The sequence below is a fragment of the Insolitispirillum peregrinum genome (assembly GCF_900156605.1).
Lineage (GTDB): Bacteria > Pseudomonadota > Alphaproteobacteria > Rhodospirillales > Rhodospirillaceae > Insolitispirillum > Insolitispirillum peregrinum.
The window spans coordinates 618,812-636,978 of the sequence record NZ_FTOA01000002.1 but is presented as its reverse complement, the minus strand read 5'-3'; the positions used below and the strand labels follow the sequence as shown (position 1 = coordinate 636,978).

The 18,167-nt window shown below is 62.3% G+C and carries 15 protein-coding genes; 4 read left to right on the top strand and 11 right to left on the bottom strand.

Annotated features, from left to right (window positions below):
- Positions 1-2 precede the first annotated feature (2 nt).
- Entirely contained in the window at positions 3-701 is a 699-nt protein-coding gene (locus BW995_RS06865; RefSeq protein ID WP_076399418.1) for a class I SAM-dependent methyltransferase, read from the top strand.
- A 33-nt stretch (positions 702-734) separates the two neighbouring features.
- On the opposite strand, the gene BW995_RS06860 is transcribed toward BW995_RS06865, so the two are convergent.
- The 3 genes from BW995_RS06860 to BW995_RS06850 form a co-directional block, all read right to left on the bottom strand.
- Positions 735-1,280, bottom strand: a complete 546-nt coding sequence (locus BW995_RS06860; RefSeq protein WP_076399417.1) for a YqhA family protein — start codon at positions 1,278-1,280, stop codon at positions 735-737.
- 177 nt (positions 1,281-1,457) lie between these two features.
- The gene (locus tag BW995_RS06855; protein ID WP_076399416.1) at positions 1,458-3,203 is read right to left on the bottom strand and encodes an ATP-binding protein; all 1,746 of its coding nucleotides are present in this window, start codon (positions 3,201-3,203) and stop codon (positions 1,458-1,460) included.
- Positions 3,204-3,558: 355 nt separating this feature from the next.
- Positions 3,559-4,596, bottom strand: a complete 1,038-nt coding sequence (locus tag BW995_RS06850) for an AraC family transcriptional regulator (RefSeq protein WP_217696051.1) — start codon at positions 4,594-4,596, stop codon at positions 3,559-3,561.
- A gap of 211 nt (positions 4,597-4,807) precedes the next feature.
- Here BW995_RS06850 and BW995_RS06845 point away from each other — a divergent pair, with 211 nt between their 5' ends.
- Genes BW995_RS06845 through BW995_RS06835 form a run of 3 tightly spaced genes read left to right on the top strand, consistent with a single transcriptional unit; the run spans position 4,808 to position 8,444 of the window.
- On the top strand, positions 4,808-6,475 hold the full coding sequence (locus BW995_RS06845; protein ID WP_076399415.1) for an AMP-binding protein: 1,668 nt from the start codon (positions 4,808-4,810) through the stop codon (positions 6,473-6,475).
- A 44-nt stretch (positions 6,476-6,519) separates the two neighbouring features.
- Positions 6,520-7,302, top strand: a complete 783-nt coding sequence (locus BW995_RS06840; RefSeq protein WP_076399414.1) for a 3-hydroxyacyl-CoA dehydrogenase — start codon at positions 6,520-6,522, stop codon at positions 7,300-7,302.
- 14 nt (positions 7,303-7,316) lie between these two features.
- Complete coding sequence (locus tag BW995_RS06835) at positions 7,317-8,444, top strand: acyl-CoA dehydrogenase family protein (protein ID WP_076399413.1); 1,128 nt, start codon at positions 7,317-7,319, stop codon at positions 8,442-8,444.
- 197 nt (positions 8,445-8,641) lie between these two features.
- Here BW995_RS06835 and BW995_RS06830 read toward each other — a convergent pair whose 3' ends face one another.
- The 8 genes from BW995_RS06830 to BW995_RS06795 all read right to left on the bottom strand — a co-directional run bounded on the left by BW995_RS06830 (position 8,642) and on the right by BW995_RS06795 (position 18,019).
- On the bottom strand, positions 8,642-9,184 hold the full coding sequence (locus BW995_RS06830) for a hypothetical protein (protein WP_076399412.1): 543 nt from the start codon (positions 9,182-9,184) through the stop codon (positions 8,642-8,644).
- Between the two features lie 123 nt (positions 9,185-9,307).
- Complete coding sequence (locus BW995_RS06825) at positions 9,308-11,299, bottom strand: ATP-binding protein (RefSeq protein WP_076399411.1); 1,992 nt, start codon at positions 11,297-11,299, stop codon at positions 9,308-9,310.
- Positions 11,300-11,537: 238 nt separating this feature from the next.
- On the bottom strand, positions 11,538-11,999 hold the full coding sequence (gene ptsN / locus BW995_RS06820) for a PTS IIA-like nitrogen regulatory protein PtsN (protein ID WP_076399410.1): 462 nt from the start codon (positions 11,997-11,999) through the stop codon (positions 11,538-11,540).
- A gap of 829 nt (positions 12,000-12,828) precedes the next feature.
- Complete coding sequence (rpoN, locus tag BW995_RS06815; protein WP_076399409.1) at positions 12,829-14,328, bottom strand: RNA polymerase factor sigma-54; 1,500 nt, start codon at positions 14,326-14,328, stop codon at positions 12,829-12,831.
- 22 nt (positions 14,329-14,350) lie between these two features.
- Positions 14,351-15,157: an LPS export ABC transporter ATP-binding protein gene (gene lptB / locus BW995_RS06810; protein ID WP_076399408.1), complete on the bottom strand. Its 807-nt coding sequence runs from the start codon at positions 15,155-15,157 to the stop codon at positions 14,351-14,353.
- Between the two features lie 89 nt (positions 15,158-15,246).
- A complete protein-coding gene (locus BW995_RS06805; protein WP_175617005.1) occupies positions 15,247-16,095 on the bottom strand; it encodes an LptA/OstA family protein in 849 nt (282 codons plus the stop codon).
- Positions 16,096-16,130: 35 nt separating this feature from the next.
- Entirely contained in the window at positions 16,131-17,024 is an 894-nt protein-coding gene (lptC, locus tag BW995_RS06800) for an LPS export ABC transporter periplasmic protein LptC (RefSeq protein ID WP_076399406.1), read from the bottom strand.
- A complete protein-coding gene (locus tag BW995_RS06795) occupies positions 17,021-18,019 on the bottom strand; it encodes a KpsF/GutQ family sugar-phosphate isomerase (RefSeq protein WP_076399648.1) in 999 nt (332 codons plus the stop codon). Before BW995_RS06795 ends, lptC begins: the two co-directional genes overlap by 4 nt.
- Positions 18,020-18,167: the final 148 nt, after the last annotated feature.

The window sequence follows — 18,167 nt, the reverse complement described above, 5'->3', positions numbered from 1 at the left end:
GCGTGCCCAATGATGCGGCCATCGCAGCCTTCATGGCAGAACAGGTTGGTCAGGCACTGGCCGCCATGCCGCATGGCTCGACCCTGATTCTGGAGCATCGGCGCGGAGAACTGGCCGCCGCCTGTCCCGGTGCCCTTACCAGTGATCGTCTGTTCAGTGAACAGTCTGCCAACCCGGTGATGCTGCTGTGCGACCCTGAACGCCTGCCGCTGCCTGCCAATAGCTTTGCCTGCATCACCGGACTGGACGTGCTCGGCCACAGCCCCAGCCCGGCAGCGTTGCTGCAGGAAGTCGAACGGGTGTTGCTGCCCGGCGGGCGGTTGGTGATGATCGAACCATGGACCGGGCTGATGGGACGCCTGTTCCACCTATGGCGCAGCAAGCAACGGGTGTGGAGCGGCTATGACCCATGGTTTGATGCCTGCCCGCCCGAACAGCGCGAACGTGGCAACGCCGCCACCGCCCGCACCTGCCTGGTCACCCGCAACGAAGGGCTGGCCTCACACGCTCCGGCCCTCAGCGTCAGTCTGGTCGCCCCGTTCGGCGGGCTGGCCGAATGGGCCACCCTGTCACAGCGCACCACCCCCGGACTGGTCCGCGCCCTGCTGAGCGCTGACCGCTGGCTGCCCCGCCGCCTGAGCGGTCTGTGGAGCAGCCGCGCCCTGTTCGTGATCGAAAAGACCCCGGTGATTGCGGTCTGAAGGGCCTGAACACCGCCGGTCTGTTACCAGTCGTTACTCGCCGCTGTGACCATGGGTCATCAGGTACTTGTCGAGCACGGCAATCAGCAGGGTCGAGACCACGAACACCATGTGGACCACCACCATCAGCCACACCTTGCTCTCTTCGCCCGGCTGCATCAGCAGGAAGGTGTGCAACAGCTTGATCAGCGAAATGCCCACCACCGAGGCCGACAGCTTGACCTTCAGGGTGCCAGCCCCCGTGCGGCCAATCCAGCCGGGCAGGCCCCCGCGCGAGGCGGCTTCGATCGGTGAAACGAAGTTCTCGTACCCCGAAATCGCCACCATCACCACCAGATTGGCCACCATCACCAGATCCAGCAGACCGAGGATCAACATCGGAGCGCCACCAGCCACGCTGTGCAGGTCGGTCATGCCATGCCACAGCTCTTCAAAGAACACATAGTCCAGCACCAGCATTGCCGGAATCAGGCCGAGGAACAGCGGCAACTGGACCCAGCGGCTCAGCAGGATGGCTTTTTCAATGGTCACTTCAACCGCGTGCGGCTGGCGTGGGGAAACAGGAGAATGATCGCTCATCAAAATCTCATGCATCAAGAAAGACGGCACGAGAGCACGCGACCCATCAGGAATCCGCCCCAAGGCAGCCCCCCGATCCTCTGGCGCCCCCTCGCCCGACAGATGAGCAAAATTTAACAAGCAGGAACGATTTGTCTACTGCGGTTGTTGCAGCGCACACAATTCCGGACACTGACCCTATTCGGCGGCCTGCCCGGGAACCTCTTCGTCCACCGACATCTCCCCATCACTCAAGGAGTCATCGCTGAAGGCGTCATCGTCCACCGCCTCACCCTCGTCATCCCCGGTTTCAGAGGCATCGTCAGCCTCATCCTCTTCCACGACCTGCATCTCCGCACTGGGCATCAGCCCCCCGTTCGGGTCGCCCGGTGCCGTCTGCCAGCCCAGCGTCGGCAGGGTGATCACCCGCTTGCCGAACACGTCCGCCGAGGTCAGCAACAGGCCGCGTTCCTCCATATAGGTCAGCAGGCCACGGGCACGACGCGGCGAGCGGCTGCCACGGGCGCGGGCGATATCTTCGTCGGATGGGCACGGGGTTTCGTCCAGCGCCGCCCGTGCCAGCAGCAGGAACATCGCCTGCAAATCGTCGGGCAGGTCTGCGGCCACCGCCAGTGCCTTGCGCCATTCCGGGTCATTGCCGCTGTCGAGCGGAATCCCGGCCCGTACCGCCGACAGGCGACGGCGGAAGCTGGGCAGGGTCAGCGCCCGGCCATTGACGCTGTGGCCCCGGCAGCGCATCAGGAAATCCTGATACAGCACCGCAGGCGAGCGGAACGCCGCTTCGGGGTCAGCCAGCACCTCTTTCAGCACCTCGTCAAAGAACGCCCCCTGCGTCCGTTGCGGCGCGGTGGTTTCCGGCGGCGGCGGGGCGTCTTCGGGGACGGCTTCGGCCAGCACATCGTGGTGATACTCTTCGATCGGGTCGTGCGGCGGCGGAATCGGCGTTGGTGGATTGGCAGCCAGATGCGCCGCTTTGGCTTCCGCCGACTTCACCAGCTGGGTCAGCACTTCGCTGGTGCTCATCGGGGAACGCCGGATCGGCAACAGGCGCGTTGGCTCGTCCGGGCCCGGGGTCATGATCAGGTCACGGGCATCGCCGACCGATGCCTTGTCCGGCAACGGGATCAACGTCGGGCTGGTGGCGCGGGCGTGGGTGGCCACCTCGCCAATCTGCACCTTCAGCGGACGGCGGGACAGCGCCGGGCCCAACGCGACGAAATTGCCGCGCCCCAGATCGCGGAACATTTCCGCCTGTCGCCGTTCCATCCCCAGCAGATCGGCCGCACGCGACATGTCGATGTCAAGGAAGGTCCGGCCCATCAGAAAGTTCGAGGCTTCGGCGGCGACGTTCTTCGCCAGCTTGGCCAGACGCTGGGTGGCGATCACCCCGGCCAGACCACGCTTTCGACCACGCGACATCAGGTTGGTCATCGCCCCCAGCGACACCTTGCGCGCCTCTTCCGACACATCACCCGCCGCCGCTGGCGCAAACATCTGCGCTTCGTCGATCACCACCAGCGTCGGAAACCACCAGTCGCGCGGCGCATCAAAGGCCCCGTTCAGAAAGGCCCCCGCCGAGCGCATTTGCCGGTCGATTTCCTGATTTTCCAGATTCAGCACCACCGACACCCGGTGTTGCCGCATGCGGGAGGCAATCTGTTGCAAGCCGGTTTCGGTGTGGTCGGCGGCGTCGATCACCACATGACCGAACAGCTCGGCCAGTGAGACAAAGTCGCCTTCCGGGTCGATCACCAACTGCTGCACCCACGGCGCGCTTTGTTCCAGCAAGCGCCGCAGCAAGTGTGATTTCCCCGACCCCGAGTTGCCTTGCACCAACAGGCGCGTTGCCAGCAATTCCTCGAGATCGAGCAGGACCGGAGTGGACCCACCCGGCAAACATCCCATCTCGACGCCGACCTGCATGGTACTGCCGCCTCCTGATCCGCCTTAGGGTATCGCGCGAACAAGACCACCGGGGTTCGCAAAACCGATACGACACAATAAAAACCCAAAGCCTGCCGCATGAAACCGGTGCGTCACGACGTGCCTTGAAACTGAAGGGGTCCCGGAGTCCATCCGGGGCGCTAACTGTCGTCAGGACAGCCTGCCTGTCAAGCCTTCCCGTCAGCATGGCAGGTCAGAATGGCTCACCGGCATGGCCTGATCACCCGACGCTGCCGCATTCATGACAAACGGTAGAAGCAGCAGCAAGAGAATGCGCGTTCTCTGTATAAGAGGTACATCAGGACGGCGGACAGGTCCAACGCTTTGCCAGCCTTCAAGGCTCCACACCCCGCCCCTGACGGCGATACACACCGGGACGGCTGCCGGTCCATTTGCGAAAGGCGCGATGAAAGGCGCTGGGTTCGGCATAGCCCAGATCAGCCGCCACATCAGCCACCCCCCGGCTGCCCTCGGCCAGCCACAGCAGCGCCAGATGATGCCGCACATCATCCTTGATCTGCTGGTAAGAGGTGCCGTCGCGGTGCAGGTGACGGCGCAGGGTCGAGGCAGGCACCCCCAGATGGGCGGCGATATCCTCAAACCCCGGCCAGTCGGTCGGCGGCAACCGCCGCAGCACCCGGCGGACCCGCCCGGCTTCGCTGGTGATGTTCTTGTACTTCACCAGCATGTTCTCGGGGGCTTCGGCGAGAAACGTTTTCAGCGTCCGCTCGCTCTGCCGCACCGGTAGGGCCAGCAGCGCGGCGTCAAAAGCCAGCGCCGTCACCGGCTGCTGAAAGCGCACCCTTGAACTATACAGAACGGTATATTCACTTGCGTATTCCGGCATCGGATAGCTGAAATCCGCCTGCACAATGGCAATCCGCCGTCGCACCAGCCAGCAGGCCAACCCGTGAATGAAAGTCAACAGCGCCTCGATGCCAAACACATGGCGGGGGCGGCCCGCAAACGGGGTGGCAAATTCCAGACGGGCCAGCCGCTCGCCCCGGCCCGCACCAGCCCCGCGAGCCAGAGTGATCACCACATCATCCAGCACCAGACCAAAGAACCGACAGATCAGGGTCAGCGCCTTTTCCAGCGTCGGCGCGTGAATCACCAGCCGGCACAACATGGCAAAGGAACCCACTTTCATCCGGCGACTGTCCTGACCGAACAGCTCGTCATCCAGAACCTGCGCCACCAGCTTCAGCATCGCACTATAGGCCGATGGCGGTATCCGCGACGTTCCGCTCCGCACGGCGTCGGGGTCAATTCCGGCCTTTTTCAGCAGGGGATCAGGATCAAGCCCCTGATCCACCATCCCCTGAACAGCCGCCCGCACGAAGCAGGGGGCAATGGTGCCTTTTTCGATCATCGCCTGACAGCTCTTCCCCGTTTTTGTGGGGATCAGTCTGCCACAAGCAGCAAAACATGGCAAAAACGATCACTTCATATGACTGCTCCCGTCATCGACAGCCTGCCCGGCGCTTTTTACCCTGAGGACACCAAACACCACGGATGGGCCGCCCCGATCGCGTCACCATCCGGGACCAGCGTCATACCGCTATCAACGAGGAACTGTCCGCATGAGCCTCCCAGTTGCGCCCGGCCTGCAGGCCGACACCCTGCCCTCCTATGATCGCTATCTGGCCGATTTCGACTTTCAGGCGCTGGCCGCCGAGGTGTTGAGCGGCAGCCTGAGCGACGGCCTGAACGCCTGCATCGAATGCTGTGACCGCCATGCCACCGACCCGGCGCGGGTGGCTCTGGAATGGGAAAACAAGGACGGTGCCCGTGAAACCGTCACCTTTGCCGAACTCAGCCGCCGCAGTGCCCGCTTTGCCAACATCCTGACCGCCCACGGCATCAAGCCCGGCGACCGGGTGGCCGGGCTGCTGCCGCGCATCCCCGACCTGCTGACGGTAATCCTTGGTACATGGCGGGCGGGCGCTGTCTATCAGCCGCTGTTCACCGCCTTTGGTCCCAAGGCCATCGAGCACCGCTGTCTCGGCAGTGCCGCCAAGCTGATCGTCACCGACGCCACCAACCGCCCCAAGCTGGATGATGTCCACGACTGCCCGCCGGTTGCCACCCTTGGCGCACCGCGCGATGGCGACATTGATCTGGCGGCAGCGATGGCGGCGGCTCCGGACCAGTTCACCCCGGTTCTGCGCAAGGGCAGCGATGCCTTTTTGATGATGTTCACCTCCGGCACCACCGGCCTGCCCAAGGGTGTGGCGGTGCCGTTACAGGCGCTGGTGGCCTTTTACGAGTACATGCGTTTTTCCGTCGATCTGCGCAGTTCCGACCGCTTCTGGAACATTGCCGATCCGGGTTGGGCCTATGGCCTGTATTACGCCGTCACTGGCCCGCTGCTGATGGGGCACGCCACCACTTTCTACGATGGCCCGTTCACCGTCGAATCGACCTATCGCCTGATCCAGCAGCACGGCATCACCAATCTGGCTGGCGCACCCACCGCCTACCGCCTGCTGATGGGGGCCGGAGCCGAGGCCGCCGCAGCGATCAAGGGCAAGCTGCGGGTGGTCTCTTCGGCAGGCGAGCCGCTGAACCCGGAAGTGATCCGCTGGTTCGATCAGGCGCTTTCCGCGCCGATCCATGACCATTATGGCCAGACCGAAATGGGGATGGCGGTCTGTAACCATCACGCCCTTGCCCACCCGGTCGAAGCCGGATCCGCTGGCCTGCCGTTGCCCGGCTTCACCATCGCGGTGATCGACGAAGACACACTGCAACCGTTGCCGCCGCACCAGCCGGGCATTCTGGCCGTTGTCCGCTCGCAGTCGCCGGGCTTCTGGTTCCAGGGCTATTGGCAGCAGGGCACCAAGGCATTCCGTGACGACTATTATCTGACCGGCGACACGGTGGAATGGAACGAAGACGGCTCGATCAGCTTTGTCGGCCGGTCCGATGACATCATCACCTCGTCCGGCTATCGCATCGGCCCGTTCGATGTCGAAAGTGCCCTGATCGAACACAAATCGGTAGCGGAAACGGCGGTGATCGGCAAGCCCGACCCCGAGCGGACCGAGATCGTCAAAGCCTTTGTGGTGCTGAAAAAGGGCTATGACGGCACCGACGAGCTGGCCGAAGAGCTGCGCCTGTGGGTGCGCAACCGTCTGGCCGCCCACGCCTATCCGCGCGAACTGGTGTTCGTCGACGAGCTGCCCAAGACCCCCAGCGGCAAGATTCAACGCTTCCTGCTGCGCAAGCAGGAAAGCGACAACGCCTAATTCTCCTCCTCCCTGTCTCCCCCCGTCTCACGTGGAACAAACCGATGAACCTTTTGAACTCCGTCTTTTTGATCACCGGTGCCGGGTCCGGATTGGGAGCCATTACCGCCACAGTCTTTGCCAGGGCCGGGGCAAAGGTGGTGCTGATTGACCTGAACGCCGATGCCCTGGCCGCTCAGGTCAATCAGATCACCGCAGAAACGCCCACCGCAGCCCTGTTGCCGGTGACCGCCGACGTCACCAGCGAAGCCGATGCCCAGCGGGTGATCGATACCGCCGTTGCCACCTTTGGCACCATCCACGGGCTGGTCAACTGCGCCGGTATTGCTCCCGGTGAAAAAGTGGTGGGCCGCAAGGGCCCCCATCGTCTGGACAGCTTTGCCCGCGCGGTATCGATCAACCTGATTGGCACCTTCAACATGCTGCGTCTGGCGGCTGCGGTGATGGTCAACAACAGCCCCAACGACGGCGGCGAACGCGGGGTGATCATCAACACCGCGTCGATCGCCGCCTTTGACGGCCAGATCGGGCAGGCCGCCTATGCCGCCTCGAAAGCCGGGGTGGCCGGGATGACCCTGCCGATTGCCCGTGAACTGGCCGGTTCGGGGATTCGCGTGCTGACCATCGCGCCGGGCATTTTCGCTACTCCGATGATGGAAGGCATGCCCGACGAGGTGAAGGACACCCTCAACGCGATGGTGCCATTCCCGCCCCGGATGGGCAAACCGGCGGAATACGCCGCCCTGGCGCAGCACATGGTCGAGAATGGCTATCTGAACGGCGAAGTGATCCGCCTTGATGGTGCCATCCGCATGCCCGCCAAGTAAGGGAGCCTACGGCCATGATCCTGACCGAAGAGCAAATCCTGATTCGTGATACCGCCGCGCAGTTCGCCCGCGATCACCTGAAACCCCACGCCGAACAGTGGAGCCGCGAGCACCGCTTCCCCACCGAGGCTATCGCCGCCATGGGCGAGCTGGGGTTCATGGGGATGGTCGTGCCCGACCAGTGGGGCGGAGCCGGAACCGATTATCTGTCTTACGTGCTGGCACTGGAAGAAATCGCAGCCGGTGACGGCGCGGTATCGACCATCATGAGCGTCCACAACTCGGTGGGCTGCGCACCGATCCTGAAGTACGGCAGCGATGCGCAACGGCACCGCTTTCTGATCCCGCTGGCCAGCGGCCAGATGCTCGGCGGCTTTGCCCTCACCGAACCGCATGTCGGCTCGGACGCCTCGGCGCTGAAGACCCGCGCCCGCCGCGATGGCGACCACTGGGTGCTGAACGGCTCCAAGCAGTTCATCACCTCGGGCAAGTCCGCCAACGTGATCATTGCCTTTGCCGTCACCAACCCGGAGGCAGGCAAAAAGGGCATCTCGGCCTTCATCATCCCCACCGACACCCCCGGCTATCAGGTGGTGCGGATCGAGGACAAGCTGGGGCAACATGCCTCGGACACCTGTCAGATTGCCTTTGAAGACCTGCGTCTGCCCGCAGAGCTGATGCTGGGGGCCGAGGGCGAAGGCTACAAGATCGCGCTGGCCAATCTGGAAGGTGGCCGGATCGGCATCGCCGCGCAAGCGGTCGGCATGGCGCGCGCGGCCTACGAAGCCGCCCTGTCCTATGCCCGCGAGCGGGAGACCTTTGGCAAGCCGATCATCCAGCATCAGGCGATTGCCTTCAAACTGGCCGACATGGCCACCCAACTGCACGCCGCCCGCCAAATGGTCCACTATGCCGCTCGCCTGCGCGATGCCGGACAGCCCTGCCTGACCGAAGCCTCGATGGCCAAGCTGTTCGCCTCGGAAATGGCAGAAAAGGTCTGTTCGGCAGCAATCCAGATTCACGGCGGCTATGGCTATCTGGCCGACTTCCCGGTCGAGCGCATCTATCGTGATGTCCGCGTCTGCCAGATTTACGAGGGCACCAGTGAAATCCAGCGACTGGTGATCAGCCGCGCCCTCTAGAGCATTGTACGAAAAGTGGGAACCGGTTCTCGCAACAACAATGCGACAGAACAAAAGGTTAGAGCAGCGCGCCTGCGTCCGGTTTAACGCACGCTGCTCTAAGGGCTGCGGATGGGACCCCTGCACAAAGAAACAGGCCGCCGTTGATCGCACCCGCGATAGACGGCGGCCTGTTGTCGTTTCAAAGGCGGAACAGCTTATGCGCCGACCTTGGTGCGCAGGTCTTCCAGCCACGCCAGACGCTGTTCAGCGCGGGCGATTTCATCATCCAGCCACGCCGCCATATAACCCGGCTCGCCATCCATGTGACGGCGCAGGTCGACCAGACGGTTGAGGCCGGTTTCCGAGGTATCGATCAGCAGGTCCACCTGATCCATCTGGTCCTGCCGGGACAGCAGATGCAGGAAGCGGAACTTCAGGGCAGTGATCAGCTTTGACAGGTCGCTGGCCGGACGCAACGGCGCAGTCATCAGGTTGCGGAACGCCTCGCTGCCTGCCTCGGTGATCTGCAGCAGGGCGTTGTCTTCCATGCCCAGCCCGTCCACGGCATCCACCAGCCCCTCATAGCGCAGCAACTCGATCGACGACCCCATCAGGTCGAGCGACGGGCCACTGAGGCGGGTGATGAAATGCCGGATCGACGATGCCAGATCGCTATAGCGCAGCGGCCCCTGGGCAATGGTGCCGAGGGCGCACAGGCGCACCGCTTCGCGCGGGGTCAGTGTGTTGTCGGCAAACATGGCGGCTCTCCATCAAAGGACGGCAACGGGGGGAGGAAGAAAATCAAAGTACCCAACAAATATAGTGCGATTCGGGCCACTTGTCCAGAGTTGCATCTTAGAACCAATCAAAACAACTCTCCCTCACAGGGCCTGCGTCTGCCGACCGCTTCCGGGCAAGGTAAAAATGAAGGTTGCACCCTGATCAACCTGAGACTCGACCTGCAATGTCCCGCCGTGATGCTCGACCACCCGCAGGCACAAGGCCAGCCCCATCCCTGTTCCGTGCCCCTCATAGTCATTGCTCAGTCGGCGGAAGATCTTGAAAATCTGTCCGTGGAACAGGGGATCAATGCCGGTGCCGTTATCGGCGACGCGGAATTCCCACAACTGCCCCTGCTTTTCGGCCGCAATCCTGATCTGCAAGGGCCGATTAAAGGCACGATACTGGATCGCATTGCTGATCAGGTGCTGGAACACTGCCGCCAACTGATCCCGCCAGCCAATAACCGGCGGCAAAAACCCTATTTCAAGATCCGCTCCGGCCAGTTCCAGCGCCCCGGCCAAACCAAGGCGAACCTGTTCGACCACCGCCGCTGTATCCACCGTTTCCGGAAGCCCCTGCTCGGCTGTCAGTCGGGTATAGGCCAGCAGGTCAATCAGCAGGTTTTGCAGGCGCTGGGCTCCCTTGGCGGCAAAGTCGATAAAGGCAAGAGCGTCGTCATCAAGACGATCCTGATACCGCCGTTCCAGCAGTTGCAGATAGCTGCCAATCATCCGCAACGGCTCTTGCAGGTGATGCGAGGCGATCCAGGTGAATTGCTCCAGATCCTCATTCGATCGCCGCAGGCGCGTCAGCATCCGCCGCCGCTCCTCGTCCTCACGCTGGCGGACGGTGACATCGGTCAGGGTAGCGAACAACCGGTTTCCCGGCATCCGTTGCAGATTCATCTGCGCCCAGCACAGTTCGCCTTCGGTGGTCCACAGACGCACCGTAATCGAAGCGGTGGAGCCATTCTGCAGCACCTGTTGCAGGGTCGCCGCCAGTGCGTCCTGATCGTCGGCATGAACAGCCCGCCAAAAATCCTCGGTTCGCAAGGGCCCGGATTCCGGCGGCATTCCGAGAATGGCGTACAGTTGTTCCGAACACTGCATTTCCCGACTGGCGGCGGCCCATTCCATATCACCCATCCGCGCCACACTCTGGGCGGTCTTCAGACGGTGTTCCTTGGCGGCAATGTCCCTCAGGGCCAGACGCAACCGCTGGACATGTCCCAGCAGAGCAAAGCTGCCAAACATGATCAACAGGGCAAGGGCTGCCTGAACCACCAACCGCAGGGGATGGAATATCCGCTGGGCTTCCCAGCCACCGCGAGGTACCGCCAGCATCTGCCATTCGGCCCCCAACATGCGGATGGGCAGGATGATCGGCTGTTCGTCCACCAGCCCGGCCCGACCGTAAAAGGTCTCCAGCCCCTGACTGGTGGCCGACAGGGGGATGGCCCGCGCCAGCGCGATATCCATGGTCGGATCTTCGAGCAGGCCGGACAGGCGGAACAGCTCATCAGAATTCAGGACCAGCGAAACCAGCCCCAGAAAACGCTGGTCATCCTGTGCAAAGACCGGCGTCCGTTCGATCAGCCCGTTCCCGCCCTGCACCAGCCGCACCGGCCCGGCCAGAATTGACGAGCGTTCCCGGATTGCCTGTTCGACCTGCGGCCACTGGGTGGGTAAATCCTGATAGCGCACCCCGACAATCGCCTGATTGCCTTCCAGCGGATAGACCTGCCGGATGGTGGTCCCGCTGGTGACCCCCAGATTGCGCATCGCTGGTGCCTGCCGCTGCAAGGCGGCAGCCACCGCCCGGAATTCCTCGTCTCCCAGCTCTCCACGAACGGACATCAGACCGGCAAGGGCTTCGGTGATGCGCAGGTGTTCATTGAGCTGGCTTTCAAGACGGGCACGCAGCGAGCTGGCTTTCCCCAGCATGTCCAGCCGTTCCGACGCCTGCCGCAGCGCACGCTCGGGCATGTCGGCAAGGAGCAGCAGCCCCATGGCCAGCAAACCCGCCACCACAGAGAGGCTGATCTTGTGCCACTCCCGAATCACCCGGCGGTTGCTGTCTGATTGCTGCATTCTGCGTCCCGTGCTTCAATCCTGTTGATTATCGTAGCATAACAGGACAGCAGACCATCATGCCTTAAATCCGCAGCCGGCACGATGATCACACGTCTTACGTTAATGATGTTAGACCAGCGTGCGTTGAATCTGACGCAGGCACACTGGTCTAACCTTTTGGAGTGCCGCATTGTTTTTGCGAAAACCGGAATCACTTTTCGCACAACGCTCTAACGCACTGCGGAGACATACAGGATCAGGCGGCCTGCGCCTCACTGGCAACCAGCAGGGCATACAGGCCATCGGCCGTTGAGGTTGCCCGCAATTTTTCACACATGCTCTTGTCGCGCAGCAGGCGGGACACCCGTGCCAGCGCCTTCAGATGATCAGCCCCGGCACTTTCCGGCGCCAGCAGCAGGAAAATCAGGTCCACCGGCTGATCATCAATCGCCTCGAATTCGATCGGGCGATCCAGACGGGCAAACACCCCGTAAAGGCGGGTCAACTGCGGCAGCTTGCCATGGGGAATGCCGATACCATTGCCGACCCCGGTGCTGCCCAGACGTTCGCGTTCCAGCAGAACGTCAAAGACCGCCCGTTCATGCAACCCGGTCAGCGTCGCGGCATATTTTGCCAGCTCTTGCAGCGCCTGCTTTTTGCTGGTTGCTTTCAGGCTGGGCACCACGCTCTCGGGGCTGATGAGGCTGGTGATATCCATGTCTTAGCCCTCTTTGGCTTTATGTGCGGACAGGTCGCGTCACGGGGCAACCGGTCCGACTCTCATTCTTAACAAGGGCCTTGCGGAACGATCTCGACAAGACCCACCCACCAGCATCCGGCCCGGACAGGGACAGAAACCGGTTTTGTGCAGTTTCTTTTTCAGAAGGTCAACAGCGATAGAACGCCTTAAGCTGTCGTGCGCTCATGGGGGTTTCACCCTCCTACCTTGATCCGTCTGGCGGCAGCGCCCACTGGCGCGCCCTGCCGTTCGAGGCCTGGTGTCTCCCGAGGTTTGCCATGCCTCGGGGTCTCAGGGGTCTGGCGTTTCCTGTGCTGACGCCGCGCAGTCTTTGCAGCGCATTCCCCAAACCCGTGTACGGTTTCGCGCATCCCGTAACGAGGGGCGCACCATATGGGCGACACTGGGGCAAGTCAAGAAACGGTTACCAATCCGACCATTCTACCATGGTCCCAACGCGAAGCAAAAGCCCTCCGAAGGAACCGGTCCGGCCGGTGCATGCTCTCACCCTGGACCAGGGTGCGTTGAGTGTGACGCAGGCACACTGGTTTAATTTTTCTTTGCCGCAGTGATGGTGCGCAAAACCGCTTCCCACTTTTGCGCTCACTGCTCTGGACCAGTGTGCGTTAACTCTGACGCAGGCACACTGGTCTAATTTTTCTTTGCCGCAGTGTATGGTGCGCAAAACCGGTTCCCACTTTTGCGCTCACTGCTCTAACAGATGGGAACAGAAACGCCCGGACTCCACTCCCTGATGTCCAGATTTGTCTTGCTGGAAAAACGGTGGCCCCTTTTGTCCGGGCAGGCGTCACCGCATCAACGACTTTTCGCGCCGCCGTTGAACAGAGGAGGGAATTTTCATCCCTTCGCGATACTTTGCCACCGTCCGCCGGGCAATATCGATTCCATCCTTTTTCAGGATATCGACGATGGCATCATCAGACAGGATTTTGGCTGGCGGCTCGGCGTCGATCAGACTTTTGATCCGGTGCCGGACCGCCTCGGCGGAATGGGCATCAGCCCCATCAGCCCCGGCAATGGCCTGGGTGAAGAAATACTTCAGCTCAAAAATCCCGCGTGGGGTGGCAATGTACTTGTTCGAGGTAACGCGACTGACCGTGCTTTCATGCATTTCAATCGCAGCAGCAATATCGCGTAAAATCAGTGGCCTGAGCCCCTGAATCCCACGCTCGAAAAAGCCATGCTGCTGACGGACCAGTTCGCTCGACACTTTCAGGATGGTGGTTGCCCGCTGATCAAGCGACTTCACCAGCCACGACGCGGTCTGGAAGTTCTCGTTGATGAACGCCTTGTCGTCCTTGCTGCGCGCCGACCGCGACACCTTGGCGTAATAACGATTATTGACCAGCACCCGCGGCAGGGTTTCGGGATTCAGCTCGACGATCCAGCCGCCTTCCGGATTGACGCGCATCAGGACATCAGGCGTCACCGGCTGCGCCGATTGCCCATCAAATTGCTGCGCTGGCTTGGGGTCCAGCGTCCGCAATTCGGCGATCATCTCTTGCAGGTCTTCGTTATCAACCCCGCAGACCTTCAACAGACCGGTGAAGTCCCGCCGCGCCACCATGTCGAGGTTGGCCAGCAGGGCCTCCATCGCCGGATCATAGCGGTTGCGGTCTTTGAGCTGAAGTGCCAGGCATTCCTGTAACGAGCGGGCAAACAGTCCTGCCGGATCAAACCGTTGCAGCTTGACCAACACCCGTTCGACATGATCAGGCGTCGTCCCCAGCCCATCGGCCAGTTCCGCCAGGTCAGCCCGCAGGTATCCGGCATCATCCAGACTGTCAATCAGGGCCAAACCAATCATCCGTTCTGCCGGGGCGGCCAGATCGACCCCCATCTGCGACAACAGGTGATCGCGCAGGCTGGTCTGTTCGGCCAGGGTTTCCTCGAACGAACGATCGTCACTGTCAAATCCGCCGCCGCCACTGTCATTGCGCTGCCAGGCGGTCAGGTCATCGGGATCATAGGACGGCCCTTCCATCGGGCTGCCTTCATCAAAGCTGTTGTTGACCTCGATATCCAGCGGAGCCTCGGCCCGGCTGCCATCGGGGCTGTCGAACAGCAGGCTGTCAGCATCCCGTCGTACTTCCGGCAGGCTCTCAACCGGCGCCACATCCGGCCCGTTCTCGCTGCGCTCCAGCAGCGGGTTCCGCTCCAGTTCCTGTTCGACATAGGCGCTGAGTTCGATGTTCGACAACTGCAACAGCTTGATCGCCTGCTGAAGTTGCGGCGTCATCACCAGAGATTGCGTCTGTCGCAGGTCGAGCCGGGGCTGCATGGCCATGATCGCGGTCTCCGGGTCGGGGCTACAGGCTGAATTTTTCGCCGAGATAAACACGCCGCACGCCTTCGTGGGCGACGATCTCGTCCGGCGTTCCTTCCATCATCACCGTCCCGTCATGCAGGATGTAGGCGCGGTCGATAATGTCGAGGGTTTCCCGCACGTTATGATCAGTGATCAACACCCCCAGCCCCCGGTCTTTCAGGTGGGCCACCAGGTCGCGGATTTCCCCCACCGCAATCGGGTCAATCCCGGCCAGCGGCTCATCAAGCAGAATGAAATGCGGGCTGGAGGCCAACGCGCGGGCGATTTCCACCCGTCGCCGTTCCCCACCGGACAGCGCCAGAGCAGAGGCATGACGCAGGTGACTGATGGAAAATTCGGCCAACAGTTCTTCCAGCAAGGACTCGCGGCGGTCGGCCTGCGGCTCGGCCACCTCCAGCACCGCCATCAGGTTGCCTTCGACGGTCATACCACGGAAAATCGAGGCTTCCTGTGGCAGATAGCCAATGCCCAGGCGGGCACGGCGGTACATCGGCAATTCGGTGATGTTGCTGCCGTCCAGCTCAATACTGCCGGCATCGGGGGTGATAAGGCCGGTCACGCAGTAAAAGCAGGTGGTCTTCCCGGCTCCATTGGGGCCCAGCAGACCAACGGCTTCGCCCCGCCGAACGGACAGGGACACATCACGCAACACTGGACGGCGCTTATAGCGTTTACCGATGTTCTTCACTTTCAACCCGCTGCCTGCATTTTCAAGACCGTCGCGGGGGCTGGCAACAGCCGGGTCGCCGGGTGCAGGCACGGACGTATCGGGTGAAAGAGCACTCATCGGTCTGCTTATACCATTGTTGGGTTACCAACACTGCTGTACCACAGCCGATGGCCCGATGACATTTGCCATTCGGCCTATTGCGCGGCCTATTGTGCGGCAGGAATTTTGTTCGGGGCGATAATCGCCCGTGCCTTGCCGCCTTCGGCCCCGCCGCCAGTCAGAGTGCTGATACCGGTTTTCATGTTCACAGTCGCGACCCCGCCATTCAGGACACTGTCGCCGCGCGTCAGTGTAACCGAACCGGTCAGGGTTGCGATACCTGTTTTGGCATTGTATTTGCCTTGCGATCCGCGTGCCGTTTCCTTATCGGTTGCAATGACAACCCCTCCAGTCGCATCAACGGTTTCAAGCTCGGTTTTTCCGTTGGTTTGCGTCATGTGGGCGGTCAGCAGATCGGCATTCAGGGTGCGGGTTCCCTGCACCATCTGGGCCTTGCCACGGGCAACCGCAATCTGGGTCCGCACATCATATTCCAGCGCATCACGGGCGGTGATCGTTTCCTTGGGCGTCACCAGCGTCACCGGTCCATGGGCGTTGGTCAGCACCATTTTGCCGCTGTCGACATTATAGGTGGCCTGCGAGCCGCTGGCCGTTTCGGTCGCCGAGACGATCCGCACCGACCCGTTGGCTTCGATACGGGTGATGTTGCTGCCCGCCCCCATCGGAGCGTCTGCCCCGGAGGCTGTGGCGGGGGCCGCCGGAGCAGCGTCACCGCCCGAGCGGTAATAGGCGATCAGCTCGTCGGCATAGACCGAAACCCCATTGCGCGATGCCACCGCGTTGCCACGGGCGATAAAGCGTTGCTGACCTTGCTGCCACTCGATGCCGTTATCGGCCAGCACTTCGATCGGCCCGTTGCCGGACTCGCCGCCCATGTCCAGCCCGGCCGCACCACCGCTCACCGACCAGCCGATGACCGCGGCCCCCAGCAGCATCGCTGTGGTCCATGCGAGTCTGGAGTTTTTCCCGCTCATTGTTTCTTCCCTGCCGCCTTGTCATTGCCCTTGTGCCCCGACGAAGACCCTTTTGCCTTGGCAGCGGGGGGGACCGGAGCAACCGGTACAGCCTCGGTTTCCTCGCCACCCCGCAACAACAGGCGGGACTTGCCAGTCACCTGCACGGTGCGCTCTTTCTGATTGACGATAAAGCCTTCGCCATCCAGCGACCCGAACGGTCCTTGTCCGCTGACCTGCCGGGATCCTTGCGCGATGCCGTCGCGCAGCAGGATTTCGGCCCCCTCGGTATGCATTTCATAGCCGCCGTCGTGGTACAGGCTGACGTTTCCGCTCAGGGTCAGAACGTTCTTTTCCTGATAAAACAGTCCGCTATTGGCCCCCAGCATCAGCCATGCACCGTCTTTCAGGGTCATGTCCGCCTGCGGATGCGACAGCTCGACCACCCGCGACCCCGGCGCTGTTTCTTCGGCCAGATCGGCGGTAACGGAATAGGCCTGTCGCTGATCATCGCTGCCGTAATAGCGCGCATTGACCAGCTGCTGGCTTTCCCGCACCTGATCACCAACGTTGGCAAAGGTAATGGCAAAGGCCTCTTCGCCAACCTTTTGCATCTGCGGCCACAGCACCACCGCCGCCGTCAAGACCACCGCCGTCGCCGGAAACACCACCTTGGCCAGCGACACAAAACGACTGTAACGCCCCGACCACGACCGGCCGCCCCCGGCGTCCGCGCCGCTTTTGATGTCGACAGTGATCCGCTGAACACCCGGTGATGTGCGGCCAGCCAGTCCCTCTTCCCGGGCAACCAACAGCTGCGGCTCCGACACCGTTTCCGGGGTCAGGGCAGCAGCGTCAGGCGGCACAGGCCGCGTGACGGTCGGCTCGGAACGGGGGATGTTTTTTTTCATACAAGGCCAGCCCGCAGCAAATCATGAATATGCAGGATACCAACCGGCTTGCCATTCTCAACCACGAACAGGCTGGTTACCTTGGACGCATTCATGATGTGCAGGGCTTCGGCAGCCATCAACGTTGGTGTGACCGATTTCGGCCCGCGCGTCATCACCGCCCCCACCGCCTTTCCCGGCAGGTCCGGGGCCATATGGCGGCGCAAATCGCCATCGGTGATGATCCCGACCAGTTGATCGTTTTCCACCACCCCGACGCAACCGAAACTCTTGCTGGTCATTACCAGCAGGGCTTCGGCCATCGTCACCGTCGGCGCGCACAGGGGCAGAGCCTCGGCCCCATGCATCAGGTCGGCGACCTTTTGCAGGCGCTTGCCCAGCTTGCCACCGGGATGGAACAGGCGGAAATCCGATGCCGAAAAGCCGCGCCGTTCCAGCAACGCCACCGCCAGCGCATCACCCAGAGCCAGCGTTGCCGTGGTCGAGGTGGTCGGGGCCAAACCGTGCGGACAGGCTTCGGCCACCGCCGGCAACACCAGCGCCACATCCGCCGCCTGCGCCAGCGTGCTGCCTGCCCGGCTGGTGATCGCCACCAGCGGAATGGCAAAGCGGCGGGTAAAGGCAATAATGTCCGACAGTTCGCTGGTTTCCCCCGAGTTGGAGATCGCCAGCACCACGTCCTGTGTGGTCACCATCCCCAGATCGCCATGGCTGGCTTCGGCGGGATGGACAAAGAACGACGGCGTCCCGGTCGAGGCCAGCGTTGCCGCAATTTTGGTGCCGATATGACCGGATTTCCCCATCCCGGACACCACCACCCGTCCCTGCGCCCGCTCCATCAGCGCCAGCGCGGCAAGGAACTCCCGCCCCAGTTCAGCGGCCATGGTGGTCAGCGCCGTGGCCTCGAGAGCCAGCGTGTTGCGCGCCGAGGTCAGGATCACATCCCGTTCGGCGGCACTGAACGCATCATCGGGAACCGGTGGAACGGTCGGCAGGCTGTCGGAAAGGCGGGGGGCGTCTGAGGTCACGGTCAAAAGCTCTTCTACAGGATCAGCAAGGAAGACCCCTTTCTATGGGGGTCCGCCACGGGCGACGCAAGATAGCAGTACTCCCGCAGCGGTGCCAACGCCATATGAGCTGGAC

What these genes read in the sequence shown, in the direction of transcription:
- BW995_RS06860 (WP_076399417.1), bottom strand. Translation starts at nt 1,280, where the DNA reads ATGAGCGATCATTCTCCTGTTTCCCCACGCCAGCCGCACGCGGTTGAA.
- BW995_RS06855 (WP_076399416.1), bottom strand. Translation starts at nt 3,203, where the DNA reads ATGCAGGTCGGCGTCGAGATGGGATGTTTGCCGGGTGGGTCCACTCCG.
- BW995_RS06850 (WP_217696051.1), bottom strand. Translation starts at nt 4,596, where the DNA reads ATGATCGAAAAAGGCACCATTGCCCCCTGCTTCGTGCGGGCGGCTGTT.
- BW995_RS06845 (WP_076399415.1), top strand. Translation starts at nt 4,808, where the DNA reads ATGAGCCTCCCAGTTGCGCCCGGCCTGCAGGCCGACACCCTGCCCTCC.
- BW995_RS06840 (WP_076399414.1), top strand. Translation starts at nt 6,520, where the DNA reads ATGAACCTTTTGAACTCCGTCTTTTTGATCACCGGTGCCGGGTCCGGA.
- BW995_RS06835 (WP_076399413.1), top strand. Translation starts at nt 7,317, where the DNA reads ATGATCCTGACCGAAGAGCAAATCCTGATTCGTGATACCGCCGCGCAG.
- BW995_RS06830 (WP_076399412.1), bottom strand. Translation starts at nt 9,184, where the DNA reads ATGTTTGCCGACAACACACTGACCCCGCGCGAAGCGGTGCGCCTGTGC.
- BW995_RS06825 (WP_076399411.1), bottom strand. Translation starts at nt 11,299, where the DNA reads ATGCAGCAATCAGACAGCAACCGCCGGGTGATTCGGGAGTGGCACAAG.
- ptsN (WP_076399410.1), bottom strand. Translation starts at nt 11,999, where the DNA reads ATGGATATCACCAGCCTCATCAGCCCCGAGAGCGTGGTGCCCAGCCTG.
- rpoN (WP_076399409.1), bottom strand. Translation starts at nt 14,328, where the DNA reads ATGGCCATGCAGCCCCGGCTCGACCTGCGACAGACGCAATCTCTGGTG.
- lptB (WP_076399408.1), bottom strand. Translation starts at nt 15,157, where the DNA reads ATGAGTGCTCTTTCACCCGATACGTCCGTGCCTGCACCCGGCGACCCG.
- BW995_RS06805 (WP_175617005.1), bottom strand. Translation starts at nt 16,095, where the DNA reads ATGCTGCTGGGGGCCGCGGTCATCGGCTGGTCGGTGAGCGGTGGTGCG.
- lptC (WP_076399406.1), bottom strand. Translation starts at nt 17,024, where the DNA reads ATGAAAAAAAACATCCCCCGTTCCGAGCCGACCGTCACGCGGCCTGTG.